Below are 12,415 nucleotides of genomic sequence, written 5' to 3'. Positions count from 1 at the left end.
GTGGTGACAGGCGGGACGGTCGGGACGCGGCGGCTTCGCTGGTTGGTTGGAGACTTGCCGTTGCTCCCCCGCTCCTTCTAGTCGCGGCTCTGCACGCGGGTGTGGTCGCTGGGGTGGCCAGGGGGCGCCTCGGTGGACGGTCGGGTCTTGCGGCGCGGTTGGGTTGGTGGGGGCTCTCGGTGACTCCTCCGCTCCCTTACGGTCGCGGCTCAATGCGGCGGTGTCTGCGGCTCGGAGCGCGGTTGGGTTGGCGGCTTCCGGCTGTTTCGCGGTTCGTGGGGGATGGATGACGGCTTGGTCGCCGGGCTGGCCATCGGGGGTGCGGGCCGGTTTCGAGAAAGTGGGTTTGTTCCCTCCAATTCCATGGTGGGTTCCAGGGTGGCGGGCGGGATGGCCGGCCGTTGCACCGCAGATGGGTTTGTTCCTTCAAATTCCGGTTTGGATTCCAGCTTGGGATTGGGTTCCAGGGTGACGGGCTGGGTGGGTGGCGGTTCGGACACAGGTGGGTCTGTTCCCTCAAATTCCGGCTTGGGTTCGAGTTTCGGGTTGGGTTCCAGGGTGACGCGCTGGGTGGGTGGCGGTTCGGACACAGGTGGGTTTGTTCCCTCAAATTCCGGCTTCGGTTCGAGTTTCGGGTTGGGTTCCAGGGTGACGCGCTGGGCGGGCGGCGGTTCGGGCACAGGTGGGTTTGTTCGCTCAAAAATCGCGGTGGGTTCGGTGGTTGCGGGCTTGGCGGGGCCGGGTTGGTCTTCGGCGGCCAAGGGCTTGCTCGACAATAGCGCCGCAGTTTCCGGAGTTCCTACGCGGCGGGGCTCAAGCCCCGCGCAGCATAAATGCGGCCCCACATGGGCTGGGCTGGGCGGTTGTTCTGGCTCCGGCCGTAGGAACTGGGCGAGGTGGTCCGGGCCGATTGGGGTGGCGAGGATGGCGCTTTCGACGCGACCGAGGCCCATTTGGATCCAACCGGCGTAGCGATTGAGGGCCTGGATGTAACCGTGCTGGCGGAGGACCCAGTCGCGGGCGATTTCCTCGTTGCCGCAGCCGTATTCGAGACCGGCGTTGAAGAGGGCTCGTTCGCGGCTCTCGTGGACGACGAGGTGGCCCTGGAGCATGTGCCATTCGAAGGTGAGGGCGCGCAGCGTTGGATCGGCCAGGATTTGCGTGCGGGCCTCGGCGAGGGCTCGGAAGTGGGCTTCGAGGCGGGGCGGCATGCGGTGGTCCTCGCTGTAGCTTCCGGTGCGGCGGGCGTTGGCGGACACCTTGGCTTTGCCCTTTGCGGTGCGTGGGCCGGTGGACTTGCGAGCGTTGGCTCGGTTGGCAGCGAGGCGCTTCTCGGAGATTTGGGCGAGGGGCATGGAGGGGGTCATTTCTGGATCGTTGGTCTGGATCGTTGGTCTGGATCGTTGGTCTGGATCCTCGGTCCAGGTTCTCGTGAATGTGTTCCCTGCTCTTCACTGCACCTGTTGAATGGGGCAGGTGCGTTGGATGAGGCGGAGCTCGGCGGCGAGGGTGCGGTGGCGGCGCCAGTAGCGCTCCTCGAGTTTGAGGGCTTCCATGAGGGATTTGCGCTGAGCGGGGTCCATGGTCTGGAAGGCCTGGTAGGCGTGGACGCCGACGCTGGCTTTGGGGACGAGCTCATTGGTGTGGTCCCATTGGCGCTGGATCTGGAAGTTTAGGGCAGTGGTTTCGAAGGAGGCGTAGCGTTCGGCGCGCCAGATGCAGTCGGCCATGCGGTCGGCGAGGATGTGCTGGTAGACGTTGGCGGGTTTGTACTGTTCGTGGACGGCGGCACGTACTTTTTTGTAGAAGCCCTTGCGTTCGCAGAAGGTGATGGCTCCGGTGGCGTTGGGGCCGGTGAGGATACCGTCTTCTTCGACGGCGGTGTGACGGGTGAGCAGGTCGATGTCGGGGAAGGCGCAATCGGTCGGTTCGATGGTGTACATGGAAAATGTCCTCTATACCCATTCTTAGGAGTGGTGGACCAAAGATTTAGGAGACGAATGTCCGCAATGTGTTGATTCTAGGCGAGAAGAAATTTCTGATTGTTGCGTGATGAACGACGCTTAACGTGGAAAACAGGGGGATACCGCGGGGAAAGTGCGGTCTCGGGCGAAGGGGGTGGTGGGGATCGGGCGGGCTGCGGGGTGAGGCGCGTGATGCCTGGGGGTGGTTTCCAGGTAAGCACGGTGGATGGCGGCGGCTGTTGAGGGACGATGTGGCTCACTGCCTGCACCCCTGACTCCATTGAAGACGTCCGCGTAGCCCGTCGCTGCGCTCGGGGACTGGGGATGTGGGGGGCGTCTTCCTCCGTTTTGGCGGCCCGCAGGGCCAGACGGAGACTCCTTGCCGGACGCCGGCCGATCCGAATGGCCATTTCGATTGATTGAACACGTACTCCGGAGTGCACGTTGAGCGGAAAACGGGACGCTTTAGGCGCTGCATTGTCGTGCATTCCAGGAAGTTGCAGGAGGTTGAGAAAGGTGGCGGGCGAGTGGAGCCCGGGCGGCCAAACGTCAACAGGCCAGGAGATTCCGGCGGCAAGTCCTTCTTTACGGGCTGCTTACGAAACGGATCACCCAGACTATGCGCGTCCCGGATGTCCTCTGATTGAATAATTCCGGCTCATTGCATTCCCACTTTAGTTTCCGCAATACGGTGTGACATTCTAAATCTGAGGTTGTCTTGCGTAATTCTGCCGCTTCGATTTCTGCTTTGGTTTCGTGCCTGATTCTGGCCGTCCATCCCTGTTCCGCCCAGGTGCAGGTCCAGCGTGGCTTGCAGGAGCCGGTCTCGCTGATTCCCGGGCAGGGCGCGGTCCAGCGACCTTTGGGGGCAGCGGCCGGACCGGATCTGAATATCCAGGTCACCCACACCAGCAGTTTCCTGAGGGGACAGACCAATGCCGTGTATCTGATCCGGGTGACGAACGTGGGTGGGGGCGCCACTTCCGGAACCATCGCGGTGGTGGAGTCGATGCCGTCCGGTATCAGCATTGCTTCGATGTCGGGGCCCGGCTGGACCTGCGCCGCGAGCACCTGCAGCCGGACCGACAGCTTCGCCGCCGGACAGATGCTACCCACCATTACGGTGCTGGCCACAGTGGGGGCGAACGCTCCGGGCTCGATCAACAATCTGGTGACGGTGTCAGGCGGTGGGGATTCGAACATCAGCGATAACGTAGCCACCGATGCGACGAGTATTGCCTCGGAGGGATGGCTGTATGGCCAGGAGAATGGTGCCCTGCCTTCCGTTGCGTCCCTGGCGCCGCGTACCCTGTCGGATGCGGTGGCGATTGCCGGTTCGCGATTGGGTGGATTGGCGCTGCGCAAAGACGGGACTGTCGTGCAATGGGTCCTCGACCATTCGAACAATTGGCCGCTGCCCGCGGGGTTGAAGAATGTGATCGCGGTGGCGGCGGGCGACACGACGTTCTTCGCCCTGAAGAGTGACGGGCATGTTGTTGCCTGGAGCACGAGTTATCCGGCACCGGACACATCCAGCTTGTCGAACATTGTCTCGATTGTTGCGGGGCCGAACTTTGCCCTGGCGTTGAGCGCGGAGGGGACGGTCCAAGCCGTGTCCCTGGCAATGCCGGCAGAGGTTTTTATTCCCGCCGCCCTCTCGAACGTCGTGCAGCTCTCGGCAGGCACAGGAGGCGCTTTCGTGCTCACCGCACAGGGGAAAGTGGTTTCGTGGGGCGGACGGGTGCCGCCCATTCCGGCCAACCTGGGAACACTTGTGCGAGTGGAGCGAGTGGATCTGGACACGGCGGCCGGCATCCGGGCCGACGGAACGGTGGTGGTGTGGGACAAGGCAAGGACCAGCGAACTGTTGACTCCGCCAGCGGGCCTGAACCGAGTGGTTGCACTGGCCGGCGATAGCTATGTGATGGCGCTGCAGGACGACGGCATCGTCCGGGCCTGGGGCCCGTCTACGAGTCAAGTCACTCCGTGGCCGAATGTCGCGCTGGCAGCGGGTTCCCTGGCCTCCGCCAGAGCCATTGCGGGGACGCCCAGCTTTTTCCTGGTCATCCTTTCCGCACCGCCAGTGATTTTATCCGTGCAGGTCACCGCCCAGCACTTCGACGTGAAGAGTTATGCGGTTGATTCGCCGAAGTTCGCCATAGACGGCATCCCCGCTACCTATTACAACGCGGTGCGAGTGGCGCCGGGAGGAACCCACACGATCTCCACCGGGCAGAAGCAGTTCTCATCGGGCAACGGGGTGGAATGGAATTTTGCGTCCTGGAGCGACGGAGGGGCCGCCACGCACAGCATTGCGATCGGCTCCGCTGACGCAGCGTACACCCTGGACTTCAAGCCGAGGGTCCGTCTGGCGACCAGCGCGGGCACCGGCGGGACGATCAGCCCGGCCGGCGGGTACTTCGATATCGGGTCCAGTGTACTGATCCAGGCAACGCCATTGCCCGGCTTTGTGTTCTCCAAGTTCACCGGCGGCTCTCTCGGCACGACAGGCAACAACCCCGCTCGTACCGTGATGAACGCTCCAGACCAGGTCACCGCGAGTTTCGTGGCGCAGACGGGGACCGCGCTGCGAGCCACCCTGCGCGGGGCGGGCCCTTTCATCCAGGGTCAGCAGAATGCGAGCTTCGCGGGCCGCGTGCTGAACGAAGGCACGACCGCGGTGAGCGGGGTGTCGGTGACATTCACGAACGTGACGATCAAGAGCCTCTGGGGCACCGGCTGGAGCTGTTCCGGTTCGACGTGCAGCCGCGCCGACACGCTCGCGGCAGGGCAGGCATTTCCGGCGATACAGGCGGTTGTCTCGATCCCGGCGAATACCACCAGCAGCATCGCACCGGTGATGCAGGTGAGGTCCACGAACGCAAGCATAGTCGAGGCGACGGCCCCGACCGAGGTTTCCGGCGCCGGCAATGCGGTGCTCTGTTGGGGGGATCACGCCGCCGGCCAGTGTTCGCTGCCCAACGGTTTGACGAATCTGACGGCCCTGGCCGCCGGAGGCAGGCACACGGCGGCCCTGCGGGGCGACGGCACGGTGGCAGCGTGGGGCGCGAACGACACGCAGCAGTCCCAAGTGCCGTTCAACTTGACCAGTGTGATCGCGCTCGCAGCGGGCCTGGACCACACGCTGGCGCTGAGTTCCGCGGGGCAGGTGACGGCGTGGGGGGACAACGGCAGCGGCCAGTCCAGTGTCCCGGCCAATCTGACTAACGTGCTCGCCATTGCGGCCGGGGCGCACCACAGCCTGGCGCTGACGAGCAGCGGCAGTGTGGCGGCCTGGGGCGCGAACGGCAGCGGGCAGAGCAGCGTGCCAGCCTCGGTTCAAAACGCTGTTGCCATTGCAGCGGGAGGGGATCATTCGCTGGCGGTGCTGGGTGACGGCACGGTGATTGCCTGGGGCAGCAACGGCGCGGGCGAGAGCACGGTTCCGGCGAATCTGGCGGCTGTGGAATCTGTTGCAGCGGGCACGCAGTTCAGCCTGGCGGCACTCCGGAATGGGACGGTGGCGGCCTGGGGAAACAATCCGGCGAGCATCCAAGCGGGAATCCCCGCCAATTTGCAGGACGTGCGCCAAGTGGCCGCAGGAGGAGCCCACGCGCTGGCACTGCAATGGAATGGGACGCTGCAGGCGTGGGGCGCCAACGACAAGGGGCAGACCACGTTGCCCGGCAGTGCAACTCAAGTAGCGGCGGTCACGGCGGGTCTGGCCCACAGCGCGGCCATCACCGCGGTTTCTCCGCAGGCGGCGGTATCGTTCTCCACGCAGCCTGCGGGCCAGGCCTATGCGGTTGACGGCGTGACCTATGCCACGGCGCAAACTTTCCACTGGAGCGCCGGCAGCACGCACACGGTGGAAGTCGCGCCCATACAGCCTGGAGCGACCGCGGGCACACGCTATGTGCTGCAGGGTTGGTCCGACGGTGGGGCTGCCACGAAGCGGTCCTTCACCTTGTGGGAGTCCGGCACCTATTCGCTCACTTTCAAAACCCAGTATCTGCTCACCACCACGGCTTCCGCGGGCGGGACCATCGCGCCCGCCACAGGTTACCTGGATTCGAATTACCTGGTCTCCATAACAGCGACCCCGGACGGGGGTTACCGATTCGCGGGCTTCAGTGGCGACCTTACCGGCAGCAACGGGTCGCAGAGCCTCAGCATGACAGCGCCTCGCGCGGTCCACGCCGTCTTTGTTCCGGCGACCCCGTCGGCTGACGCGGTCAGTGTGTCGCCTGCCAGCGGGTCAGGCGCTTCGGGCGCGTTTACGGCGACCTACTCGGCGGGCCTGGGCCATACCGACCTCCTCTTTGTTCAATTCCTAGTGGCCGCGGCGGCGGACGGGGGCGGCCAGCCGTATTGTTTCCTGCATTACGATGTGCGAGGCGATGGATTCTGGCTCTATGGAGATGGTGGGTTCTTCGTAGGGCCGGTTCAGCCCGGCACCGCGAGTGCGGCGCTTCAGAACAAACTCTGCGCGATCAACACTCAAACCTCAAGTGTGACCGGCAGCGGCACCACTTTCACGCTGAATGCCCGCCCGGTTTTCAAGACGGCGGCGACGCTGAACATCTACCTGCGGGCGTATACGACGGGGGACATCGATACGGGTTGGGTGCAGCGCGGAACGTGGACCACTGCGCCGACTCCTATCGGCAACATGGGTGTTCAGCCGGCCTCCGGGTCGGGTGCACAGCAGGCGTTCGCGCTGACCTATCAGGATCCGGCCGGGTTTGCAGGCGCACCGGCCGCGTGGTCGCAGTTCCTGATCGCCGCGGCGACGGACGGCGGCGGACAGCCCTTCTGTTTCGTCCACTATGACCATGCGGGCAACAGCCTGTGGATGTACTCGAGTGATGTGGGCTTCTTCCTCGGCCCGGTGAGTCCGGGCGCCGCGTCGGCGGCGCTGGACAGCAGTGCATGTTCGGTGGATCCGGCGTTGACGACGATTGCGCGCCCAGGGGAGGTGGTGAGAGTCAGCGTTCCCGTTCACCTGAAGGCGCCGATGTCGGGGGCCAAACAAATGTATATGCGGATGCAGGATCCGCTTCGGCGGGACTCAGGTTGGGTGGCGGCGGGTAGCTGGACGATTCCCTAGTGGCCGCTCGCAGGGGGCCCCAGGAGGATTGGCGGCGGCTGGTTGCCGCAGGGGCTGCTCTCACGGGGGACGGGCTCTGGCCGGAGGCTCGGAAGGTCGCTTCGCCCAGAGCACACCGGCCTGGGGCGTACGACCACACAGACAATCGAGGCGGGACTGCCATCCGGCCGCCTGATTGTGATCTGAATTGTGCGTGGACGCATACCCCACGGAAGAGGGCCTTGGATTGGATTCGAGGTGTTTGGGGTGTCAGGGGGCGAAGTGGTGAGCTGGGGGTTCAGAGCGGAAGCTGGAGCTCCAGCGCCAACGACTTCGACTTCCGGTCTCCGGGCTCTGCTCACCTGGGGATGGCGACCCGTCCCAAGTGGCCATTGCGATGGTCCCGCCTCCGTGGCTATCAGTCCTCTATCCGAGAACCATCGATCCAACGGTGCCGGTGTCCGGCGCGCTCTCGGCAGTGGACTCGTCCTGACCGAGTGCCTGCTGAAGTGACATCAGTCTCGATAGCGGCGTTCCACTGTCAAGGTTCGAGGCTGTCCCGTAAACGGCCAGCGCCTGTTTCACCAGGGGACCGAATTCGGATGCCACCTTCTCAAGGGAGGCTGGATCGTTCATCCGAGCCACTTCCACAAGCAGACTGGACGCTACCTTCAAATCCCCTGTTCGTTTGCATATTCGGAGTCCGGATATGCAGCACTTGAGCGAGTCGGACAACCGGCCAAGTCTCCGCAGCAAGCTTGCCTGCGTACATACAGCATTCAGGCGCGCGTTAGTGCTTGCTGGAAGGCTCCACAACTCATTGCACTTCGCAAGTGCCACTTCCAGTCGGCCTGCGCTGGCTAATAGCTGCGCACTCCAACCGACGACATAAAATCGAATCCACCTTGCTACAGGGCTATGCCGAACGGTCCGCCAGTGCTCCTCGATAGCCGATACACCCCGAATGAGATTGTCAGCGCCGTGCATGTGCTTCACAAATATCTGGGTGACCCTCCGGATCTCGTACTCGATCAACGCTTTTCGCTTGTTCTTAGACAGCGTTCGCATCCAGTTTCTCCGGTGTCAAATTGGGCATTCTCCGTTTGGCCACGAATCGGAGGCGGTCAGGTCAAGGTCATTCTTCAGGACGTCCTAACCTTGGAGTACATCGCGGCCGCAAGCCTCGACAGCTCATGTGCCTATGCTATGGCATTCCGGGAGTTCGCGGGATGGTGCGAAGAGTGAGGGGCGGCAGGACTCCGGGCAGTCGAACGTCAAGAGATGCTCGCCGCTTTCGGCGCGGCGCACCGACTCGCGAAGAGCACCGTCAGCGCCAGTGGTGAAGGGACCGCCGCGATGATTCGCGGATCGGTCCCTTTGTAGTCACACAGCACGCTCGCCAGTTGGCCGTGACCGCTGGTACGGTGCAGTCTCGACCTGTTTCGACCGCTAGACGTTGAGAGAATCAGCGCCTGCCTTGCCGGCCGAGCTATTCGAGGCGAACGCGGTCGTAGCCCTTGAATTTCGTCGTGTCGGAGAGGATGATGCGATCGCCGGGTTGCAGGCCTTCGAGCACCTGAATGCTATTTATGGACGCGGCGCCGAACCGGACCTTCACGCGAGTTGCGGACTTGCGGTCCGCCTCGAACTTGAACAACGAAGCTTCCGTGCCGCCCGACTGATCGGCGGGACGACCCACGTAGACCACGTCCGTGAGCACTTTGATCCGAATGGCGCCATCCACCGGGTGGCCGGCGGGCTGTCCTGCCGGGGCCTGGAACTGAATTACCACGCGCACCGTCCCATTCGAGGGTGGTGAATCGATGCGGGTGACCGTGCCCGCGGCGATGATGCCCCGGCCCACCTCGACGGAGGCACTCTGGCCGAGTTGAACCTCGCTGACAACCGGAGAGGGCACCTGCAGCTCGGCTGTATCGGGGCCGGTGATGGCGCCCAGGGCTCGGACGAGCACGGGGAACTCGCCGAATTTCACGGTATCCACCCAGACGGCCTCTTTCGAGACGCGCGCCTCACCGGCCATTTGCGGCTGCGCCTGGGCCCAGCGAACAGTGGTGAGGAGGCAAACGGCGGCGAGACCCACGGCCACGGCGGCCGGCACACGAGGAGCGGGCTGGGAGGCACCGGTGAGCCGGAGGACCCGGTGCAGCAAGGGCCCGGTGGCGCTGTTTTGCGCGAATTCGGGTAGGGCCAGGCGAGCCCGCTCCAGCAGCGTGAGGGCTCGCGCGTACCCAATCGAATCGCCGCAGATTTCGACCGCCACGTCGTCGCAGCAGAGTTCCCGCTCGGCGCGGATGCGCGAGGAAACCCACCAGACGGCGGGCTGGTAGAAGAGCACGGTTTCGGCCACGGTCTGAAGCAGGTTGACGAGATAGTCGTGGCGCCGGATGTGCGCCAACTCGTGCACGAGCACGGCTTCCACTTGCGCGGCGCTGAGGTTCAAAAACGAAGCGGGCGGGATGAGGATTACGGGCCGAAGCCAGCCGACGACACTGGGACTGTCGGCCAACCGGGAGAGAAGGACGTGTACAGAACGGGAGACGCCCACTCGCGCGGCCAACCGCGACACGGTCTGCAACAGAATGGGCGGGGCCGGTTCGCCCTCGCGGCGCAGCCGGGCTACATGGCGGGAGCTCCAGAGCAAGCGGAGCGCGAGGATGATAACACCCGCCGACCAGACGGGCAGTGTCCAGACTTCAATGGCGGCGAGCCAGCGAGGCAGGAGCGCGGTGACGGCCAAGGCGGCCGTGCTGGCAGCGTCCGCAGTTTGGGCTGGGGGCCCCTGGTAGACGGCAGCCGGCCGCGGAGCTCGATAGAGGAGGCAGACGGTGATAACCGGGGCGGCGCTCATCGCAAGCATCGCGGCGCAACTGAGTGCGTAACGCAGCCGGACTGGCCGGGGGCCCAGGATCGCCAGGGCGACCCACAACAGGAATGCGACGACAACGCCCTGCCATACGAAGTGGAGGAGGGCCATGCTGATTGCGTGAGCGAGCTCTGTCATTTGTTTTCTCCTTCCAGCCGATCGAGCAGTTTTTCCATCTCCTCCAGTTCACGCCGGGACGATTTGCGGCCGGCGACAGCCTGCAGGACCAAGGCTTTGACAGAGCCGCCGAAGGCGCGCTCCGCGAGGTCGCGCAGCAATTGCCGCTGGGTGTGCTCGCGTGGGTAGCGCGGGCTATAGATCTGCGGGCGGCTCGTGTCGTCGCGAGTGACCAAGCCTTTGCCGGTCATGATTTGCAGCATTTTCAATGCGGTGGTGTAACCCGTGGGTTTGACGCGATTGAGCAGGTGCTGAACCTCGCGGACGGAGTGGGGTCCGTGGTCCCAGAGGACCTGGAGGATTTCCAATTCGGCGGAGGTCGGATTGGGCAGGCTGTTTTTCACAACTCATGATGACGAAGAGCTTCGTCATTGTCAACGAAAACTTTCGTCAATTTGGAGGAAGGGTGAGTGCCGGGAACTTGGCTGGTTGAACGTGGGGGTGTGCATGAGGAATGGGCGCTCGGCGTGGAGATCCAGCAGGGGTGCGCGCTCATGGGGTACGGCTGCATGGTCGCGGTCCCGTGGACCGGGGCGAACGCAGTCTTGGGGTTCGGCTGGATTGCGGAGTGAAGCGGGGTCGTGGACGTTTTGGCGGGTTCGGGCGGTGAAACGCGAGACAGCAAGGGGTCGCGACCGTAAGCCGTTAATTTTCTATGGCTTGTAAAATGAGGTACTCAAGGACGTCCCCTTTCCCCGGGCTGTCCCGCCTCCCCTAGGTGGCGCACATTCTATTTCCGACACGCTCTCAGGCTGTCCGGCTCGCGCTCCCCTTCGTCCCGCTTCTCGCGTCTGTCCTCTTCCACTAGAGTTGGGTGGCGACGAAAAATGCAGTCTCCCGCAGAAGATCCTTCAACTTGGCCGCCAACCAACGACGCGGAGCAGCTGTGGTGTCAACGTTGATCGGAATTCCGCTGATCCAAGTGGCGTCCGATGTAGCTGGCAGAGGAAGGCGATCACCCATGGCGGAGGAGGAATAGATTATTCGTCCCGGCGCAGAACGATGTATGAGAATGTTGCGCACCTCCTTCAACTGAAGGTACTGCGCATCTTGTAGGGCAGCGGCAAACCCTAAAGTCAAATTACTGCGGGGGAAAGCATGCTGAAAGGCGCCGCACGTGTTCTCGGGGGAGATCCTCTTTAGATCCTGCGCGGTCGAGATCGGAAAGCGGCCCGGGTTAACCTTGGCCCCCAGGCTGAACAACGCGAAGCTGAAGGATTCTATGGTTGAGAGGGCAGCTCCGAAGAAAGCAAACAGATCTCGTTCCTGCTGATAGCGGTATGGTTGCGGGGGGGCGTCTCCATACCTGTTCACGAGCCGGCGGAAACTGGCGTCAGAATCGGCGCAAGCGCGGAACCTGTATTGGAGAGCATTCCACCCACCTAGGAAATTGGTCTGATGATCCGACTGATTTCCAAGCTTTGGAGTCACAGTTGCATGGACGCTTCGATAGAATGCATCTGGGAAATCGCGTGGAATGGAGAGTTTATTGGAATGGTGGCGGGCCATGAGGTTCTATCGGCTGAATTGATTCTTGCGGTAGGGCACGGCAATGCTTTCTCGGATTAAACGTCAGCTGTCGCCGTAATTTCCGGCGCGCCGCACGGTCCGCTTAGTCCGCAGTGCCAGGTGACTGCGTTGATGGTGAGGCTAAAGTGACTCTCCGCTCCACATTGACAAGAGAGCAAATCTCGCCTTACTTCCGTCATGCGACTCGTGCGGTGGGTCGTTAGCTCGGGGATTCCTCGGACGCTACCATCATTCGGCCGGGGACATCCAGGACGTCCCGACGTCAGTGGCTCCGGAAACGGGAGCGTCCCATCTATGTCCCCGCTCCGACCTTCAACCGCATGGGCTTCGTTTGGCCGACAGAACGAGCGATGCGATTCTAGACACAACTGTCTCGCAACGAGGCGTATTCCGCTCCAGGTCATGTTCCCAAAGACGCCAGACGCGTATCCCGGCGCGGTTCAATGCCCGACGTGTCCGCCTGTCCCGTCGGACGTTCTTCGATAGCTTCTCGGCCCAAAACACGGCGTTTTGTGCGGGGAGCTTGGAGCACCTTGGGCATTGGTGCCAGAAGCATCCATCGATGAACAGCGCCAAGTGAAGATTAGGAAAGTAGAAGTCCGGCGTGCCAGGGAGATCCTCCCGATGCATTTGCCAGCCGGATATCCTTTTCGCACGCAACAGCGCCGCCATTCGGCGCTCCGTTGATCGATTTCCTCTTCCCCGGATCTTTGCCATCACCTCCGAACGCTTGTCTTTGGAGAAAACATCCATAGACTTCCATAGACTTCC

Annotated in this window: 7 protein-coding genes; 1 reads left to right on the top strand and 6 read right to left on the bottom strand. The window is 63.1% G+C overall.

The genetic code is table 11. The annotated features are described in order from the left end of the window. Positions 1-209 precede the first annotated feature (209 nt). Together IRI77_RS35745 and IRI77_RS35740 are read right to left on the bottom strand one after the other, a co-directional pair. A complete protein-coding gene (locus tag IRI77_RS35745) occupies positions 210-1,355 on the bottom strand; it encodes a hypothetical protein (protein ID WP_194449696.1) in 1,146 nt (381 codons plus the stop codon). A 96-nt stretch (positions 1,356-1,451) separates the two neighbouring features. Beyond that, the gene (locus tag IRI77_RS35740; protein ID WP_194449695.1) at positions 1,452-1,943 is read right to left on the bottom strand and encodes a hypothetical protein; all 492 of its coding nucleotides are present in this window, start codon (positions 1,941-1,943) and stop codon (positions 1,452-1,454) included. Between the two features lie 739 nt (positions 1,944-2,682). On the opposite strand from IRI77_RS35740, the gene IRI77_RS35735 reads away from it, so the two are divergent. After that, the gene (locus IRI77_RS35735; protein ID WP_194449694.1) at positions 2,683-7,074 is read left to right on the top strand and encodes an InlB B-repeat-containing protein; all 4,392 of its coding nucleotides are present in this window, start codon (positions 2,683-2,685) and stop codon (positions 7,072-7,074) included. Positions 7,075-8,542: 1,468 nt separating this feature from the next. Here IRI77_RS35735 and IRI77_RS35730 read toward each other — a convergent pair. From IRI77_RS35730 to IRI77_RS38800, 4 genes are all read right to left on the bottom strand, one after another. Further along, positions 8,543-10,075: a M56 family metallopeptidase gene (locus IRI77_RS35730; protein WP_194449693.1), complete on the bottom strand. Its 1,533-nt coding sequence runs from the start codon at positions 10,073-10,075 to the stop codon at positions 8,543-8,545. Continuing rightward, positions 10,072-10,458: a BlaI/MecI/CopY family transcriptional regulator gene (locus IRI77_RS35725; protein WP_194449692.1), complete on the bottom strand. Its 387-nt coding sequence runs from the start codon at positions 10,456-10,458 to the stop codon at positions 10,072-10,074. The genes IRI77_RS35730 and IRI77_RS35725 overlap by 4 nt, the downstream gene beginning before the upstream one ends. 460 nt (positions 10,459-10,918) lie before the next feature. After that, positions 10,919-11,623, bottom strand: a complete 705-nt coding sequence (locus tag IRI77_RS35720; RefSeq protein WP_194449691.1) for a hypothetical protein — start codon at positions 11,621-11,623, stop codon at positions 10,919-10,921. A gap of 333 nt (positions 11,624-11,956) precedes the next feature. Next, on the bottom strand, positions 11,957-12,397 hold the full coding sequence (locus tag IRI77_RS38800) for a very short patch repair endonuclease (protein ID WP_194449690.1): 441 nt from the start codon (positions 12,395-12,397) through the stop codon (positions 11,957-11,959). Positions 12,398-12,415 lie beyond the last annotated feature (18 nt).

Origin of the sequence: Paludibaculum fermentans (genome assembly GCF_015277775.1) — a bacterium.
In the GTDB taxonomy this organism is placed as follows: Bacteria; Acidobacteriota; Terriglobia; order Bryobacterales; family Bryobacteraceae; genus Paludibaculum; species Paludibaculum fermentans.
The sequence above is the reverse complement of the archived record's forward strand: the minus strand, read 5'-3'. Positions and strand labels throughout refer to the sequence as shown.